At 54.5% G+C, this 17,415-nt stretch carries 19 protein-coding genes; 8 read left to right on the forward strand and 11 right to left on the reverse strand.

Features of this window, described 5'->3' with window-relative positions:
• Positions 1–4 precede the first annotated feature (4 nt).
• The 6 genes from spoIIIAE to L6439_RS16850 form a co-directional block, all read right to left on the reverse strand.
• Entirely contained in the window at positions 5–1,252 is a 1,248-nt protein-coding gene (gene spoIIIAE / locus L6439_RS16825; RefSeq protein WP_213468190.1) for a stage III sporulation protein AE, read from the reverse strand.
• A 12-nt stretch (positions 1,253–1,264) separates the two neighbouring features.
• Entirely contained in the window at positions 1,265–1,654 is a 390-nt protein-coding gene (gene spoIIIAD, locus L6439_RS16830; RefSeq protein ID WP_168181752.1) for a stage III sporulation protein AD, read from the reverse strand.
• A 50-nt stretch (positions 1,655–1,704) separates the two neighbouring features.
• Positions 1,705–1,908, reverse strand: a complete 204-nt coding sequence (spoIIIAC, locus tag L6439_RS16835; protein ID WP_006676747.1) for a stage III sporulation protein AC — start codon at positions 1,906–1,908, stop codon at positions 1,705–1,707.
• Between the two features lie 11 nt (positions 1,909–1,919).
• Positions 1,920–2,444, reverse strand: a complete 525-nt coding sequence (gene spoIIIAB, locus L6439_RS16840) for a stage III sporulation protein SpoIIIAB (RefSeq protein ID WP_168181751.1) — start codon at positions 2,442–2,444, stop codon at positions 1,920–1,922.
• Positions 2,414–3,439: a stage III sporulation protein AA gene (spoIIIAA, locus tag L6439_RS16845; protein ID WP_168181750.1), complete on the reverse strand. Its 1,026-nt coding sequence runs from the start codon at positions 3,437–3,439 to the stop codon at positions 2,414–2,416. Before spoIIIAA ends, spoIIIAB begins: the two co-directional genes overlap by 31 nt.
• A 120-nt stretch (positions 3,440–3,559) precedes the next feature.
• Positions 3,560–3,829: a YqhV family protein gene (locus tag L6439_RS16850; protein ID WP_172879089.1), complete on the reverse strand. Its 270-nt coding sequence runs from the start codon at positions 3,827–3,829 to the stop codon at positions 3,560–3,562.
• 278 nt (positions 3,830–4,107) lie between these two features.
• Here L6439_RS16850 and comA point away from each other — a divergent pair, with 278 nt between their 5' ends.
• The 3 genes from comA (at position 4,108) to L6439_RS16865 (ending at position 6,308) form a co-directional block, all read left to right on the forward strand.
• A complete protein-coding gene (gene comA / locus L6439_RS16855) occupies positions 4,108–4,923 on the forward strand; it encodes a phosphosulfolactate synthase (protein WP_213468189.1) in 816 nt (271 codons plus the stop codon).
• 60 nt (positions 4,924–4,983) lie between these two features.
• Positions 4,984–5,706 carry a 2-phosphosulfolactate phosphatase gene (locus L6439_RS16860; RefSeq protein ID WP_168181748.1) on the forward strand — a complete coding sequence of 241 codons (723 nt, stop codon included), beginning with the start codon at positions 4,984–4,986 and terminating at the stop codon, positions 5,704–5,706.
• 140 nt (positions 5,707–5,846) lie between these two features.
• A complete protein-coding gene (locus tag L6439_RS16865) occupies positions 5,847–6,308 on the forward strand; it encodes a DUF441 domain-containing protein (RefSeq protein ID WP_168181747.1) in 462 nt (153 codons plus the stop codon).
• An 80-nt stretch (positions 6,309–6,388) separates the two neighbouring features.
• Here the strand turns inward: L6439_RS16865 and L6439_RS16870 are convergent, their stop codons facing one another.
• The gene (locus L6439_RS16870; protein ID WP_213468188.1) at positions 6,389–7,642 is read right to left on the reverse strand and encodes an aspartate kinase; all 1,254 of its coding nucleotides are present in this window, start codon (positions 7,640–7,642) and stop codon (positions 6,389–6,391) included.
• Positions 7,643–8,545: 903 nt separating this feature from the next.
• Between L6439_RS16870 and L6439_RS16880 the strand changes: the two genes are divergently transcribed.
• Positions 8,546–9,463: a transposase gene (locus L6439_RS16880; RefSeq protein WP_213468422.1), complete on the forward strand. Its 918-nt coding sequence runs from the start codon at positions 8,546–8,548 to the stop codon at positions 9,461–9,463.
• A gap of 569 nt (positions 9,464–10,032) precedes the next feature.
• Here the strand turns inward: L6439_RS16880 and efp are convergent.
• The 4 genes from efp to L6439_RS16900 all read right to left on the reverse strand — a co-directional run bounded on the left by efp (position 10,033) and on the right by L6439_RS16900 (position 12,970).
• Entirely contained in the window at positions 10,033–10,590 is a 558-nt protein-coding gene (efp, locus tag L6439_RS16885) for an elongation factor P (RefSeq protein ID WP_168181745.1), read from the reverse strand.
• Positions 10,591–10,673: 83 nt separating this feature from the next.
• Positions 10,674–11,750 carry a M24 family metallopeptidase gene (locus tag L6439_RS16890; RefSeq protein WP_168181744.1) on the reverse strand — a complete coding sequence of 359 codons (1,077 nt, stop codon included), beginning with the start codon at positions 11,748–11,750 and terminating at the stop codon, positions 10,674–10,676.
• A gap of 54 nt (positions 11,751–11,804) precedes the next feature.
• A complete protein-coding gene (gene aroQ / locus L6439_RS16895; protein ID WP_168181743.1) occupies positions 11,805–12,254 on the reverse strand; it encodes a type II 3-dehydroquinate dehydratase in 450 nt (149 codons plus the stop codon).
• A 119-nt stretch (positions 12,255–12,373) separates the two neighbouring features.
• Entirely contained in the window at positions 12,374–12,970 is a 597-nt protein-coding gene (locus tag L6439_RS16900; protein ID WP_168181742.1) for a YqhR family membrane protein, read from the reverse strand.
• 190 nt (positions 12,971–13,160) lie between these two features.
• Here L6439_RS16900 and L6439_RS16905 point away from each other — a divergent pair, with 190 nt between their 5' ends.
• From L6439_RS16905 to L6439_RS16920, 4 genes are all read left to right on the forward strand, one after another.
• Positions 13,161–14,111, forward strand: coding sequence for a DUF1385 domain-containing protein (locus L6439_RS16905; protein WP_168181741.1), 951 nt, complete (start codon positions 13,161–13,163; stop codon positions 14,109–14,111).
• Positions 14,112–14,161: 50 nt separating this feature from the next.
• On the forward strand, positions 14,162–14,479 hold the full coding sequence (locus L6439_RS16910; RefSeq protein ID WP_168181740.1) for a hypothetical protein: 318 nt from the start codon (positions 14,162–14,164) through the stop codon (positions 14,477–14,479).
• A gap of 286 nt (positions 14,480–14,765) precedes the next feature.
• Positions 14,766–16,514, forward strand: a complete 1,749-nt coding sequence (locus L6439_RS16915) for a copper amine oxidase N-terminal domain-containing protein (RefSeq protein WP_168181739.1) — start codon at positions 14,766–14,768, stop codon at positions 16,512–16,514.
• 183 nt (positions 16,515–16,697) lie between these two features.
• Entirely contained in the window at positions 16,698–17,396 is a 699-nt protein-coding gene (locus L6439_RS16920; protein WP_168181738.1) for a response regulator transcription factor, read from the forward strand.
• Positions 17,397–17,415 lie beyond the last annotated feature (19 nt).

Genomic DNA, 17,415 nt, shown 5'->3' on the forward strand with positions numbered 1-17,415 from the left:
CGGTCTACCTCATCATGACGGCGACATTGCCTGCCGTCAGCAGTATCGTAATGGCCAGGAAGAACATCAGGCCGACGGCCGCAAGCGCCGCGAAGACGTAGATCATGCTTTTGCCGACCGTCTTGAGGCATTCGGCTGCCGGCGTGTCGCCAAGCGGTTGCATGATGGCGGAGGAGACGTTGTAAATGAGCGCCAGCGTCACGATCTTCAGCGCCGGGAACGCGCAGATGAACAGCAGGATCACGACCCCGCTCAAGCCGACCGCGTTCTTGACGAGCAGCGAGGCGGATATAACCGTATCGGCGGCATCCGAGAAAACGCGTCCGACGACAGGCACGAAATTGCCCGTAATATACTTCGCCGTCCGGACCGTCACCCCGTCGGTAACCGAGCTTGTGGCGCCCTGCACGGAGATGACACCCAGGAAGACGGTCAGGAGGACGCCCAGCAGGCCGATGCTGATATTGCGCAGCAGATTGGCCAGTTGAGTGACTTTGTACTTGTCCGACAAGGCGCTTACGATATGCAGCAGGGTAGAGAAGAACAGCAGCGGAAAGACGCCGGTATAGATGAGCGTTCCGATCAGATGCACCATGAAGACGATGAGCGGATGCATGACCGAGACGGTAACGAGATTCCCCATCGAAGCCAGCAGCGTGAACAGAAGCGGCACCATCGCCATCATGAAATGAATCATGCTCGATATCGCTTCCTTCGCATAGCCGATCGCCACATGGAAGCTGTTGATGGCCAAAATAATGATGACCATATAAGAGACGGCATAGGCGATCTTGCTGACCGCATTCCGTTCGAACGCCGATTGCAGCGTCTCCAGCACCATGCTGAATACGGCCAGAATGACGATGGTCAGAATGAGCTTGCCGTTCAGGATCACTTCCTGCAGCAGGAACTTGCCGAGCGCCTGCAGCACCGCCCCGGTCGTGAGCTTCTCTCCTCCGGGCAGCAGCAGATCGGCGAAGTCGGGCAGCGAGTCTCTCGGAAAAAAGCCGCTGTATTTCCCCAGCAGTTCGTTCCAATAGCGCTCGACATCCCCCGTATCGAGCTTGTCCGCCTGCTCGCGGCCCCACTGCTCGGTCACCGCCTGCACGCGGGAATTCCCCGTATCCCCTTGAAGGGACTCGGGGGACGCGTACCCGGACCCGATGAAGGCGAACAGGAAGCACAGCAGGGCCGGGGCCCAGATGCGCATTCTCTTCCGCGGCGGCTTGTCTATCCGTCGTAATCGATTCATTCCCTCTCCACCTTATGTTGGCAGCAATCTCATTACGGTCTCGATAATGACGCTAATGATCGGAACCGCCAGCACCATGATGAGCACCTTGCCCCCCAGCTCTATCTTCGAGGCGATGCCCTCCTGGCCGGCGTCCCTCACCACCTGGGCGCCGAATTCGGCTATATAAGCGATTCCGATAATCTTCAGAATCGTCTTCAGGTAGACCGGCTGAATCCCGGATCGATCCGCCAGATCCTCCAGCACGTGAATGACGATATCGATTTTGCCGATAAGAAATATGAAAATAATAACTCCGGTCACGGCCGAGATCAGAAAGGCGAACATCGGCTTCTGTTCTTTGACCACCAGCACAAGGATGGCGGCAATCAAGCCGAGACCGACCACCTGTATGATTTCCACGGCAACCACCTACCCGGATAATGCGGACTTGCCGCGCTAGTCAACTTCAATCATTGGAACAAAAAGATGGTCCGAATCTCTTGAAAGAGATGATCCAGCAGACGGACGACCATGAACAGGACAACGACGAAGCCGATGACCGTCACCCAGTGCGCCATGTCCTCCTTGCCCATTTGCTTGAGCACGGTATGTATCATGGCCACGATAATGCCGATCCCGGCGATTTGGAAAATGGCGCTGACATCCACATTCATTTCCTGGCACCTCAATACATCAAGATAACGGCCAACAAGCCGCTCAATACGCCGAGACTGCGGCACATCGTGCCATACCGCTGGTATTCCTCGCGGGCCACGAATTCTTCCTGCTCCAGCTGCTTGATCGCATGGCGGATATGCTTGCGCTGATCGTCGCGATCGCTGATGCCGAGGCTGTAGCCCAATTCAAGCAGAATGCGCAGGTCTTCGTTCGCCAGCGCCGCATTCCCGCGATGCCGCTCCCAAGACAGCTGCCACGCTTCGCGGGCGGTGAGCGGGACCGCATCCGCGGCGTCCATCGCTTGCGCCGCATCGGCGAAGACCGCGCGCAGCGGAGGCGGCAGCTGACGGCTAATCTCGGCGAAGGCCGCCGCAAGCGGCGTATGGCCGTACATGATGGCCGTCTCAAGCCGTTGAAGCGCATGGTTGAGCAGGCGGAGCTGCTTCGGCCGCGCTGCGTAGGAAGCGGCCTTGAGCCAGCCGATGCTGGCTGCGGCGGCGATCAGGAGTGCCGATCCGAGGAGCTTGAACATTCCGGCCGCCTCCCTTCCGCCGGCAGCACGGGCTTCTGCAGCACTCTGCCCTTCTCGTCGTATACTTTGCGCTGCCATTCCCTTTTGACCCGCCGGAGCGTGACGATGCGGCGGAAGGCCCCTTCCTCGAGCAGCTGCCGGATGCCGGGGCGGCGCAGCAGATCGTCCATATCCTCCGCATGCGCGGTGGCCATCAGGCGAACGCCGGCATGCATCGCCTCCCTCATCGCCTGCACATCCTCCTCCCGTCCCATCTCGTCCACGGCAAGCACGTCGGGCGACATGGAACGGATGAACATCATCATCCCTTCCGCCTTGGGGCACCCGTCCATTACGTCGGTCCGATAGCCGAGATCATAGCTCGGCACGCCCTTGATGCACCCGGCAATCTCGGACCGCTCATCTACGACGCCTACCTTGAGCGCCTTCCACCTCGCTTCGGGATGATGCCAGCACCCGCTGCCAATCGCCCGCACCAGGTCGCGCAGCAGCGTCGTCTTGCCCTGCTGCGGAGGCGACACGATCAGCGTATGATGAACATGCGCATGCTTGAAATCAAGCAGCATCGGCATTACCGAAGCCGCGATGCCGTGCACCTCCCGCGCAATCCTCAGATTGAAGCCCGTTATCTCCCGCAGATGGCTTACCCGGCCTTGCGCAAGCACCGTGCGGCCGGCGAGGCCAATCCGGTGTCCGCCCGGAATCGTGACGAATCCGCGGCGCAATTCTTCCTCCATCGTGTACAATGAATGATTCGTTATCAGATCGAGCAGCTGATGCCCATCCTCCCGGCTAGGGCGATAGGCAGCGTTCGGATTATCCGTACGCTCCCCCCGCTCCGTCACGAGCTGGAAGTCGCCCATGATGCCGATTTCCAGCGGGCGTCCTACGCGGATACGAATTTCCTCCAGCTCCCGATATGTGCCGGCGGGCAGCCCCATCAGGATTGACTTGAGCATCGGCGGCAGCACCGCCGACCAGCTTAGCGCTTCCATTGGCATTCCCTCCCGTGTCATCATTCGACAGCCGGACAACCTGGGCTTGTATCCCTATATGTATGGCGCCACGCCGCTTTTTATGCCCCCGCCGGGCCCGGCGCCCCGAATGCCCGGTTCCTACTTCTTCAAAATGCCGACAAGCAGGCAGGATACTCCGGCCGCAATCCAGACCATCTTGCTCCAGTTCAGCTTGTCTGCGATGCCGATGAGACCGATGGTCGTCGTCGCGATGAGAACGAGCGGACCGACAAGCGCAAGCAGTGAATTGACGGCCAGCGCCTTCTCCGGTTCATTCAGCTTGAGCATAATGAGAGCCGCGGTAACTTCCAGGCACCCCGATATAATGCGGAGGCCTGACATACTGGCGACAAATTTATCAACGGACAATTTCGCACCTCCTTTCGCTCCGAGGGAATCGTATGGGCGGATCCGGATTCACCGTGATCTCCGGCACACGCAGGCATGATGCAGCCTGTCCTTTTCCGTATATTGACCATTGTATGCGCGGAACCGTACCATTCATGCTCGTCCCTTCGATTCTTCGATACCTTGACCACCTCCTCCCCAATCGCAGTCTCCCCGCCCTGGTAGGCACCTGTCGGCAGGCGGGCGCATATATTGCTTGCATGATTCGACTAATCTGGGGACATGAAGGGGATTATGCGATGAGTCTATCCGAACCTCAAATCGAACAATGGCCTAGAGCCATGGTGGATCCGAGCGGAGTACGAACCCGCAAGCCGAGAACAACCGGATTGACGATGGTAATGGACAAAGGCTTGGGAGCAAACGCATTTGCCGATCTGCTCTCTTCAGCTCATGAGCATATCGATATCATTAAGCTGGGCTTTGGCACGGCTGCGGTTACGCCGGCCCCGATATTGTTATGGAAGCTTGACACGGCGCGGCAGTATGAGATTACGGTGATGCCAGGGGGAACATTTCTCGAATATGCCGTCGCCAAAGGCATGGTCGAACCATTTTTTCATATGATGAAAGAAATGGGCTTCACTGGAATCGAAGTATCCGACGGGACGATCGCGCTGCCCCGGGAGAAGCGGAATGACCTGATCCAGCGCGCCCGCGACGAAGGGTTCTTCGTCTGCTCCGAATACGGGAAGAAAGCGGCCGGCTCCACCTTCATCTGGGACGACGTGCTGGAAGCGTTCAATGAAGATATTGCGCATGGCGCCGAATGGATGACGCTTGAAGGCAGGGAATCGGGAGCAGGCGTTGGCGTATATGACGAACGCGGGGGCTGCGATACGGAAATGGTGTTGATGATTGCCGAAGCGGTTCATTCTCCGCACCGGCTCATGTGGGAGGCTCCGCGGAAGGATCAGCAGACCGCGATTCTCCAAACGCTCGGACCGCAAGCCAATCTCGGCAATATCGCGCCGGATGACATTATCGCTTGCGAGGCGCTGCGGCGGGGATTGCGTTCCGATACGATGGGCCATTTGCTGGACACGGTGAAGTAGAGCCGTGTTCTAACGGCATCGCCGAGGCGAAGCCGGAGAGAGAGTAAGGGGGGAGCAACGATGCAGGTCGATGTCATAGCTAGCGTCAATGAAGCCAGATCGATTGAGCTGGCGAACCGGACGGTCATCGTCATCGACGTGCTCCGAGCGACAAGCACCATCATTACGGCGCTGGCGCATGGGGCATCCGGCATCCTGCCGGTCGAGACGGTGCAGCAGGCCAAGCAGGCTGCCCGTGACGGGGATATTACGGGAGGGGAGCGCAATTGCAAAAAAATACCGGGATTCGATGCCGGCAATTCTCCGTTCGAATATATTGGCGAGAACGTGTACGGGAAGCGTGTCGTGCTGACGACGTCGAACGGAACGCGGGCGATCCATAAGGCGGCAAAGGCGGACGTTATTTTGGCCGGAGCCTTTCTGAATGCGTCGGAATGCGCGCGAATTGCCTACCAGCTTCGCAAGGACATTGCGTTATTATGCGCCGGTATGCAGGATGAATTCGCCTTCGAGGACGGCCTGTGCGCCGGTCTTATCGTCGCCGAACTGTTCCGGCTTGGCAGCCAGGAACAGGAGATGCGCACAAATGACCTGGGAAGCATTCTCGTCAGCGCCTATCGACACCATGCAGGAGACATTACGTCCGCGCTGCTCGGCTGCTCCGGCGGGATGCGTCTTGCCAAGCTGGGATATGCCAAGGATGTCGAATACTGCGCCGGCATCGACACGGTATCGGTCGTTCCGGTGTGGGTTCAGCAGATGATGCTTCCGTTCGCAACATAGGGCTCCCAGACTCATCATGATAAGCAACGTTCATTGTTCTAAACAGAGAAGGCTTGTTCATACAGTAAATAGAGGATGTTCACGACGTCCCCTTTTGATCAATTGGACGGACAAACTTTTCTTGTCGAGGAGCAATAATCATGAATGGCGAATTGGTACTGGTTGTACTCATTGTTGTCGGACTGGTCAGCCGTTCCCCGATCATTACGACGGCTGCATGCATCCTGCTTATCGTCAAGCTCGTACATCTGGAACGGTATCTGCCTGCCATCGAGCGGAGAGGGCTCGAATTGGGACTGCTGTTCCTGACGATAGCCGTCCTTGTCCCTTTCGCTGCCGAGCGGATCACGGCCGAACATCTATGGAGCACGCTCACATCTTGGCCAGGAATTATCGCGTTGGCCGGCGGGGCCATCGCCACATCCATGAACGGCCGGGGCCTGGAGCTGCTGAAAAATGATCCTCAGATGATCGTCGGCCTCGTGGCCGGTTCTCTGGTCGGGATCGTTCTCTTGCGGGGCGTGCCGGTGGGGCCGCTAATGGCGGCCGGAATAACGGCTTTGCTCTTGACCATCAGCCGATGGATTATCGATAAGTTCTAGCCGCTTCTCCCAACCCCTTGCGACAAATGACAACAAGCCGGCCCATCGGACCGGCTTATCTTGTTCATATCTTCCTTTTTTTATCTTCGTTCCTTTGGCCCGCCGACGAACGCTTCCTCGACGGCATCCAGCCCATATGAAGTGTGAAGCGCAGTAATAATATCGTTCAGCTTGGCATTCGACACGACGCAGGAGACTTTGATTTCGGACGTGCTCACCATTTTAATGCTGACGCCCGTCTCCGAGATGACGCGGAACATTTGCGCCGCGACGCCAGGGTGGCTGACCATGCCTGCGCCGACGATCGAGATTTTGACCAGGTCGGCCTCAGAGGTCACTTCACGGTAAGGAACCTCGCATCGGATGTTCTCCAGCACCTGAACAGCGCGGTCACGATCATGCAGGGCGGTGGTGAACGAGAAATCGGCTTCCCCGTTCGTTACCCCGCTCTGAACGATGATATCCACATCAATCTGTTCATCGGCAAGCGCGCCGAACATGCGGGCGAGAACCCCCGGAAGATCGGCTACGCCGAGAACACTGATGCGTGCCACATTTTTGTCATAGGCGATGCCGCTAACGACCACCCCTTGCTCCATCTTCGCTTCCTCCTTCACATAGGTCCCTTCATTGTAATTGAAGCTCGATCGCACGACGAGACAGACCCTGTTATGCTTCGCATATTCTACAGCCCGGGGGTGGAGAACCGCCGCCCCAAGGTTGGCCAGCTCCAGCATTTCATCGTATGAGATCTCCTTCAGTTTGCGCGCGCGGCGCACGATTCTCGGATCAGTAGAATAAATCCCGTCGACATCCGTATAGATTTCGCATACATCGGCTTCGATTGCCGCAGCCAGCGCGACTGCCGTCGTATCGGATCCGCCGCGGCCGAGGGTCGTAATCTCTCCCTCCTCGGTCATGCCTTGGAAGCCGGCGACGATGACAATGTTCCCCGCTTTCAGCGCCGCATGCACACGTTCAGGAGCAATGTCCTTAATTCGCGCCTTTCCATGCATGTCGTCCGTCCGGAAGCCCGCTTGCCATCCGGTCATGGACATGGACGCATGGCCCAGCTTCTGGATGGCCATCGACAGCAGGGATACCGAAATTTGCTCTCCCGTAGTCAGCAGCATATCCATCTCGCGGGCCGGCAGTTGATCGTTTACGCTTTTCGCTTGGTCAATCAAGTCATCCGTCGTATCCCCCATGGCAGATACAACGACAACACATTGGTGGCCTTCTAATTTTTTCTCTACGATCCGTTCGGCAACCCGCTTCATCCGTTCGACCGTGCCGACGGAGCTGCCTCCGAACTTCATAACGTATAGTGCCACGCTGACTCACTCCCACCCTCAATGGACTGTATCAATCATTAATTGCATATTATAGCACGTTTTTGGGCCGATGGAAGAAAAAAATACAACAATCACGGACGACTTGATGCCCTCTACCCTCCTTCGTTCGGATCGAGACAAACGATAAGAAAAATGCTCCATACATTCAGCATACTTCTACATGCTTATAGGGAGTCTCCCCTCTGCTCAGGAAGCTGGAATTTCCATACTCAAGTCGGACAGATGCCAAGGAAGCCAGACTTTCCTTACTCGAGTCACATAGATCTCAGGAAGCTCGAATTTCCTCACTCGAGTCGCATAGATGCTCAGGAAGCTCGAATTTCCTCACTCGAGTCGCATAGATGCTCAGGAAGCTCGAATTTCCTCACTCGAGTCGCATAGATGCTCAGGAAGCTAGAATATTGTCACTCAAGTCGCAGTGATTCTCCGGGAGCTCAATATGCTTGGGTGAAGCGCCCGATTATACAGTTCAGCTCCAGCCCTCCAGTTGCCCATACCGCGAATTTCAAAGGTGCTGAGGCAAGCTTGCGGCATCCATTATACGGAGGTGCCCGTCGTTTCTGTTCCCACTTTCAGCCTTATGCTCGATATCCCCGCCACTCAGGGGTCTCCGCTTCCTATTAAGGTATCTCCCATGCGCTCAGGTCCTTTCAAACGTAAAACCATTCGTTCAGATCGTTTTCATGCCTAAAAATTTCATTTCCTTATAAAGAGTCGGTGATCCCATAAAATTGAAGTGGTCATCCCGCAGTTAAATTCCGCATTTTTTGGGAAACTTCCGGAACCAACATCCCATTTACACGCTTGATATGGAAACATATGTTTGGTATAATTCAGAATAGGAACATTTGTTTGCATTCATTTATAGGGGAGGCTGCCGTGATGGTAGGCTGGTCGAATGTTGGAGGGTTACAAGAATTAATGAAGCAATTCCCTACAGAAGAATCATGCATACCTGCCCTGTTTGGGCTGAAATGGCCACGCGGCTTTCGTTGTCCGAACTGCCGGCATACCCATGCGTATACGATCCGGACGCGGAGGCTTCCTCTCTATGAATGCAGCGACTGCCAGCATCAGACGTCCCTGACTGCCGGTACGATCATGGAAGGAAGCAGAACTTCCCTTCGGAAATGGATAGCTGCGATATGGCTTGTCTCTTGTCCCGCAGCAGGAATAAATGCTGTTCGGTTGAGCTCCATTATTCAAGTGACCTACAAAACGGCATGGGCGATGCTCCAAAAAATTCGAACGGCAATTTGTTGTGCCGATGAACAAGAGCGGCTTGATCAGCGTGTGTTTGGCTTTATTGCCTTTAACGGCCCGCGCCAATATCCCAATATCGATCTCGGCCCGCGCGAGCAGCCGCTAATTGTGGCTGCCTCACTTGATTCAAATGGAGAGGAACGGCAATATAAAATGAAGCAGGTCAACCGGAAGCATATGTCCGGCAAGCTGCTGCTTCCTTGCGGCCGCGATCACTTTATCACCGAACACGTCTCCGCTCCGGAGTCCATGATCTCTATCATCCGCCAGCGCTTTCGGGTTAAGCGGAATAGTCCGGTCTATACTGTGTTCCGGCGTGCGCAGCGTTGGTTATGCGATACGTTCCGCGGGATAAGCGGCAAGTATCTGCAGAATTATCTGGATGAATTTTGTTACCGCGAAAATGCTGTCGCCCGCCATACGACAGGCTGGGAGCCATTGGCGGCAATTTGCTGTGCCGACAATGGAGCAAGACGCCGCTACTTGTGGAGAGCTGCCTCGTCTATAAGCCCCAACGGCTATTTTATAGCAGCCTAGATAGGAATTTGGATGGGTTATGCCTGACGGGAAGCAACCGAAGCAGATAGCTCCATTTTTTGGTACCGTGGCTTATCCCAACATCTAGGCTTTCAGTTACGGAGCCTTCCTGAGTAATGGGGATAGCGGGACCAAGTAGAGGGTCTAGCGCACGGTAAAAACCCCGGTTCCTGAGGAGCGGGGATATTGAGCATAAGGGACTGAGTGTAAGGGACTGAGTGTAAGGGACTGAAGATAGGAGAAGGAAGCAGAAGGCAGCGAATTCCATCATCTCAGCACCGTTCATGGCAATGAATGAGGGATTTTGGGGCCTTCTCAGGCGTTAGTTAGCGGTGATGTTTTTCATATTTTAGTTAACCCGGTAATCTTTTACCTCAATGCTAGGTAGAAGCCGCGACTGACTTACTGAATTCCTGAGCTACCGGGATACTCATCATAAGACTGCGAAGGATTGTACTAACCTGCGAATGAATGGCACGCCCAAGGTGACGCCTCTCCCAAGGCATATAAATAGCCCCGGAAGCGGCAGGCTTTCGGGGCTGTGCGGATTCGATTCGGGAATCCGGTATTTAGGCGCGGGAAATGTACTTGCCTTCGCGCGTGTCGATCAGAAGGACGTCGCCTTCGTTGATGAACAGCGGCACTTGAACGTTGAGGCCCGTTTCCAGGGTCGCGTTTTTCGTTGCGCCTGTTGCGGTGTTGCCTTTAACGCCTGGCTCTGTCTCGACGACTTTCAGCTCAACGCTGTTCGGGAGATTGATGCCGATAATTTCGCCTTGGTAGCTGACGATATGAACGATCATGTTATCTTTGAGGAAGTTCAGTTCCCATTCGAGTTGTTCCTTCGTCAGGTTGAACTGATCGTAGGTCTCATTATCCATGAACGTATATTCATCGCCGCTATTGTACAGGTACTGTACTTCGCGGTTATCGATTTGCGCCCTCGAGAGCGTCTCGCCCGCGCGGAATGTTTTTTCCACTGTGTTGCCGTTACGAAGGTTTTTCAGCTTGGAACGCACAAAAGCGGCGCCCTTACCCGGCTTCACATGCTGGAAATCGAGGACCGTAAAAATATCTCCGTCCACTTCAACTGTCAATCCTGTCTTAAAATCGTTAACTGATATCATTCGCTTGATTCCCTCCTACAATTATGCAACCCAGATTCCTTGGACGGAGCAGATCCTTGCAGCTAGCTCTCAATCCTGTCCGACTACATGTCCAATACGAGCAGTTCCTTGGTCGAATGAGTAATAATCTCGATTCCGCTGTCCGTAATGACAATATCATCCTCAATGCGCACCCCGCCGAAGCCTGGCAAATAGATGCCCGGCTCGACCGTTACGGTCATGCCCGGGGTAAGCACATCATCGGACGAAGAGGCAAGACGGGGCATTTCATGAATTTCCATGCCTACGCCGTGCCCGGTGCTGTGCCCGAACTGATCGCCATATCCATGGCGCTTGATAATATCGCGCGCCAACGCGTCGGCTTCCCGTCCCGTCATCCCTGGACGGATGTGAGCCAGCGCATTCAGCTGCGCTTCCAGTACAATATTATAAATGTCCCGGTGTTTATCCGACGGAGTGCCGAGTACGACGGTCCGTGTCAGATCGGAACAGTAGCCGTTATACAATGCGCCGAAATCAAATTTGATGAATTCGTTGCCTTGAATGACCCGTTCGCTCGCCACGCCGTGCGGAAGCGCCGAACGCTCCCCGGAAGCGACGATCGTATCGAACGAGCTGGATGTGGCCCCATGCTTGCGCATGAAGAATTCCATTTCCAATGCGAGATCCTTCTCCCGCACGCCCGGCTTGATGAAGCCCAGAATGTGACTGAAGGTTTTGTCGGCCAGCTGGGCCGCTTCCCTCATTACCGCCAATTCCTCCGCGTCCTTGATCATCCGCAGATCTTCGACGAGTCTGCCGACCGGAACCATCCCGATCCCTTGGAGCTGCTCGCTGTAGGCGGCATAGGTGGAATAGGTCACGTGCTCCTGCTCGAAGCCGATTCGGGTCAAGCCGGCCTCCGACAGCAGCTGCTTCAGCGTGTCTGTCATTCTCGGCGCGTGCTCCACCACTTCCATATGCTTCGCCTGATCCGCCGCTTGCGTCGTGTAACGGAAATCCGTCATTAGAACCGCCCGCTCGGCTGAAATGAAGACATAGCCTGAAGATCCGGTAAATCCGGTCAAATAGGTCCGGTTAACCGCACTGGTCACAAGCAGTGCTTCCAAGCCGCGAGCTTCCATCGCTTCTCTTAACCGAGTAATGCGGTGTTGACTCATTCTCATCATCTCCTGACATGGACTATTGTCAATCCGTTATTCCGGCCCGCCCGATTATTCCCGCTTCACATCGCTTACGGCCTGATGAAGCGCCATTAGGCCCAACTCGTAGGACCTCGATCCGAATCCCGCAATCTGACCGAGGACAACCGGTGCGGTTACCGACACATGCCGGAAGGCTTCCCTTTTATGTATGTTCGACATATGGACTTCAACTGTCGGGATGTTCACGGCGCTAATGGCGTCACGGAGCGCATAGCTATAATGCGTCAGAGCGCCCGGATTAATCAGAATGCCGTCATGCGTACCGTAAGCGGCATGGATGCGATCGATCAGCTCGCCTTCATGATTGCTCTGGAAGGTCTCCAGCCGGACGCCCCATTCCTCCGCCATTCTCGTCAGCCTGCCCTCGATCGCCGCCAACGATTCGTCGCCATAGACGCCGGGCTCGCGAATGCCGAGCATGTTCAGATTCGGTCCGTTCAATAACAGATAGGAAGCCAAGCCGCACACCCCTTTCCCCGTACACGATTACATGAGAATCCTCACGTATTTTAACATACGAAGCGGCAAATGAGAAGCGTAACCGCAAAGGAGAAGCTTACTTTCGGCCTGCTTGGGGATTACATGACAGGCTGAGGCTGCCCGCGGTCGTCGGGTGCATCTCCGCCGCCGTCATTTTCTCCATTCCCCGGCGAATCCTGCGGTTCTCCTGACGCACCGGATTGATCTGCATCTTCGGGCTCTCGCTCCCGCTCCTCATTGAATTCCGTCGCCACGGTGTAGCCGATGAACAGTCCCCACAGCAGCATCGTGCATGATTCTGTCCATATCGTATTCCATGTCGTGTGACGTACCGGCGGAACCAATCCCAGCAGCGGCCCGGGAGCGACGAACAGGATCACCCACCACACCAGGCCGAAGATGACGCCCGCCCAAGGACCGGGCACTTTGCGGAGCAGAAGCACGTACAGCAGCGCCGCCAGAATCGAGAAAACGATGAATGAGCCCAGGCCGAGAAGCTGGCCGTACCCCGTGGTCAAATAGGCATGCTTAAAATACGGCTCGACCAAAAAACCGGGCACGATTATCGTAAAGTGAAAAATATAGCTTAGCCAATGCAATCCTCCCCATATCAATCCGGCAAAAAAACCGGTCAGCACGCCGAACGTGAACGGATTCGTACGCTTTTGCTGCTTGCGGGTCTGACGTTCGTTCATAGCGATTGCTCTCCTTTCCTGAGACGACATATATGCGCTAGTATGCACCAATCGAGGAAGGGAGATTACAGAGTTCCGCAAAATCATGATGTGGAAAACGGTGTTGAAATTCGTTACAATAATATAACATTCCTATACATTAGTACTGACTGCACAACCGTTTTTGAATACATGAGGATGGTGAAAAAATTTGTCTGAACAGCAAAACCGGTCAATTTACGGCGGACAGGCCGTGATCGAAGGCGTCATGTTCGCTGGCAAGCATGTCAATGTGACAGCGGTCCGCCGTAAAAATAAGGAAATTACGTTTTATGAAATTCCGCGCGAAGACAAGCCGTGGCTTACCGCTTTGAAGAAGATACCCTTTATCCGCGGGTTCGTCAGTCTGTTGGATGCGAGCGGCAAGGGATACCAGCATTTGACTTACGCGGCGGAGAAGTATGCCGAGGACGAGGAAGGCGAGGATGCGGCCGAACAAGGCAAAGACGATGGCAAATGGAATCTCGTCATGATTATCGGGGTCGCAGCCGTCGGCGTTCTGTCGCTTATTTTCAGCAAAGTCATCTTTACCGCCGTTCCCGTCGTCATCGAGCAATTTTTATTCGGAAAAGCATTCGATAATCGGGTCATTCATACGCTGATTGAAGGCATTATTAAAATCATTTTCCTGCTTGCCTACTTGTGGCTGATCGCCAAGACGCCGATTATCCGAAGACTTTTCCAATATCATGGCGCGGAACACAAGGTGATCAGCGCCTATGAAGCCGGGCTGGAGCTGACGGTGCAGAACGTGCAGAAATTCAGCACGCTTCATTACCGCTGCGGAAGCAGCTTTATCATTTTATCGGTCATCGTGGGTGTCGTCATTTACTCCTTCATCCCATATGATAATTTATGGGAACGGATATATCCCCGGCTCCTGCTTATCCCTGTCGTCATGGGCGTCGCTTATGAATTCCTCCGCCTGACCAATGCGCTGAGAGATGTTCCCGTGCTGCGCTGGCTCGGCTACCCTGGCCTGTGGCTTCAGCTGCTGACGACGAAGCAGCCGACCGACGATCAAGTGGAAGTATCCATCGCTTCGTTCAACCGCATGCGCGAACTGGATCAGGAGCTGTCTGCGAAGAAAGCGGCCTCCTGAGCAGCATCGGCTTCTGCGGTAGAAGACACCAGGCGAAAGGAATGATAAATATGGGCGTATTTCCAAGATGGGCTCTGGCTGTCATCCTGGCGTTGGCCGGGATCGGCGTATTGTACTCCGCCCTGCAAAGAGGCATCGAATCGTTGCTCATTCCCGCCGTGCTGATTGCAGCGGTATTCCTTCTGTATAAACTGGGACCGAAAAAAACGGCCGCCCCCAAAATCAAGAAGTCGGCCCAAACGGAAGCCAAGGCCAAGGCCAAGGGCAACGCGAACCGGCAGCCTAAGCGGATCCGGCCCCGCTCGCAGGCCAACCTGCGAGTCATTGAAGGAAGCAAACCGAAGGATAACAAGAAGAATACGAAGTAGCGGAACGGAAGCGCTCGCCATGGCGCTTCCTTTTTTATTTCTTAACATTTCATTAATATTCCATTAAATTAAGTGTCGAATTGATGCATTGCCGTTCGTCTCCCTGTACAATCAGACCATAACACTTCTTTTTTTCTTCATTCCGCGCGGCTCCCCTCCTTCGCTGCATAAGCGCTCAATTGGATGCGCAACTTTTTTCCTTAAATGTACGTAAAAGGCTCTGGACTAATTATTTAACAATTATCCAACACGCATTTTACCCCCTAAGAGAGAAGGAGTGTTCTTGATGAAACGCAACAAATCAGGTAGTGTAAAACTTATCGTAGTCAGTACGGTTCTGGCTTGGCAGCTCTTATTTCCATTCGCTGCGGCACAAGCTGCCGAAGCAAGCCATGTGCTTGCTTTAACAGCCGATAAAGCCAAGATGTCTCATAATGGGCAAGAGCTCATCGCCGATCAGCCCGTGGTCGACAAGGACAACGTGGCTTATATTCCGCTGAAAAGCGTGGCGATCCTCTATGGATTCTCGGTAACCTATGATGCCGATACCAAAGAAACGGTAGCCAGCAAAGAAGAGATGACGCTTCGCTTCAAAGCCGGGGCAAAAACGATTAGCGTAAACGGAACAGAAGTGGAAGCGGCAGGTGAGATTTTTAGCCAAAAAGGCAGTCTGATGGTGCCGCTGCGCACCTGGGCCGACATCACGGAGAGCCAATTGAACGTTAACGGCTCGAAGTATACGCTGGCATGGAAAGAAGTCATCGCCGAGCCCTCCCCTCCGGTCGCCAACTTCAAAACGGACAAGTCCGTCTATCGAATGGGCGAAAATATCCGGTACGAGGATCTGAGCGAGGACGAGCACAGCGAGATCGTGAAGCGGACCTGGACAGGCAAAGCGTCCGCTTTCTTCGAACCCGGGGAGCATGAAGTGACGCTTCGGGTCGAGAACGAGCACGGCAAGAGCGATACGATAACTCAGAAGATTACCGTAACCGATGAGTCTCTGTATACCCCGACGGAGCACGGGCTTCTCTACGCTGATCCGGGAAGCAAATTCCCGGTTGACCGCAATGACGTGCTTGTCTATGAACCGGTCGCTTATACGACCACGACCAGTCCAATGACCTTCGTCCGCAGCAATAGCCCCGAGCATCTGTATGGGGAGGAAGGCATCGGTTATCAGGATACGCTCTCGGGAAGCTTCCGGATCAATATCCACAATCAGAACCGTTCGCAGCAAGATATATCCGTATATTTGCTGGCGACGAATCATGGCACCTCCGATGCCAATGTCACGCTCAACGCCTTCGGGATGGGCGGTCCGACCAAGTATGTATCGACCAGCGGAAAAACCGCTGTGTCGCGGTTCCTGGACTCTCTCGCCAAGTCCGAACCTATCCGGACGATGAAGGTGCCGGCCGGCGAGACGGTCGTAGTGCTGCCCGAGATTAGCAAATCTCCGATGAAGGGCGGACTGACGATGACCTCCTATTCCGAAATTCACACGGACCAGGAGCTTGAATTCTCGGTTGTCATCCTGGATCCGGACAAGGATCCGATCGAAGCGCTGCCTGAGCTTCCAAAGCTGGATCGGGACGGCAAGCATGTGCGCGGAACATTCCCCGAAGGGAACCGCACGTTCCATGTCAATCAGGTGCTTGGCGCCAAGCCGCAGCGGATGATTATCGGGGATAACGATCTCGACACGTTCGTTACAGGGGCCGATCAGGTCACTGGCCTGGAAGAGATCAATATCGGGAACACCGGGGTACTCTATGATATGGAATTGCAGGTCGCCCCGCACACCGTCATCGGGCTGAACGCCCGCGGCGGACATTATGCTGGCGCCTTCCTGGTGAACGGCAAAGTCGTCAATATGGTGGACGGAAGCATACTTATCAATCCGGAAGAAGTCGGCGTTCTGCATCGGACAGGCGATCAGGAGGAGAAGGTTCATCTGACCTTCGTCCTGGCCTCCGGAAGCAATCTTCCGATTCACATGCTCTTCCTGCCGATGCCGGAAGCCAAAGAATAGGGTTGCGTTCTTGCGCAGTTACGCGCATCCTATATAGAGAGAAAAAAATTCGGTTGATTGGCGCGATCAAGACGCTGCCGGGCGGCATGCCCGGGGCGTCTTGAATCATGTCCCGCCGCTTCTCTTCCAGCGGACATGCCACATCTCGCACAATCGTACCTACACTGCAAAGGAGTCAGTCTGATGCCGAAAGAGACCATTCTATTGGTAGACGATGAAAAAGAAATTATTGAGCTTATGGAGATCTATTTAAAAAATGAAGGATATGAGCTGCTAAAAGCGCCAAACGGTCTGGTCGCGCTCGAATTGCTGCAAAACCATAAGGTCGATCTGATTATATTGGATGTCATGATGCCGAAGATGGACGGGATTCAGGCCTGCATGAAGATCAGGGAGCAGAACAACACCCCGATTATTATGCTGTCGGCCAAGAGCCAGGATATCGATAAAATCGCCGGCCTCAGCATCGGCGCCGACGATTATGTCACGAAGCCATTCAATCCGCTCGTCCTCATTGCGCGGGTCAAATCCCAGCTCCGCCGCTACAAGCAATTCAATACGGTGCGGCCGGCGGACGAGAATGAGATCCAGATTGACGATCTCGTGATTAACTTTGCCACTCACTCGGTGACCGTGGATGATGTTCCCGTGAAGCTGACTCCGCGGGAGTTCGCGATCCTGAAGCTGCTGGCGGTGAATCGGGGAATTGTGCTGAGCATGGAAAAAATATATCAGGAAGTATGGAACGAGCCGTTCATGGAATCCAAAAACACCGTCATGGTCCATATTCGTAAAATTCGCGAGAAAATCGAAAAAGACAGTCAAAATCCGAGATTCATCAAGACCGTATGGGGCATTGGCTACAAGATGGAGTCCCTATAAAACTGGTTCCGATAGGAGT

This window comes from Paenibacillus dendritiformis (assembly GCF_021654795.1).
Lineage (GTDB): Bacteria > Bacillota > Bacilli > Paenibacillales > Paenibacillaceae > Paenibacillus_B.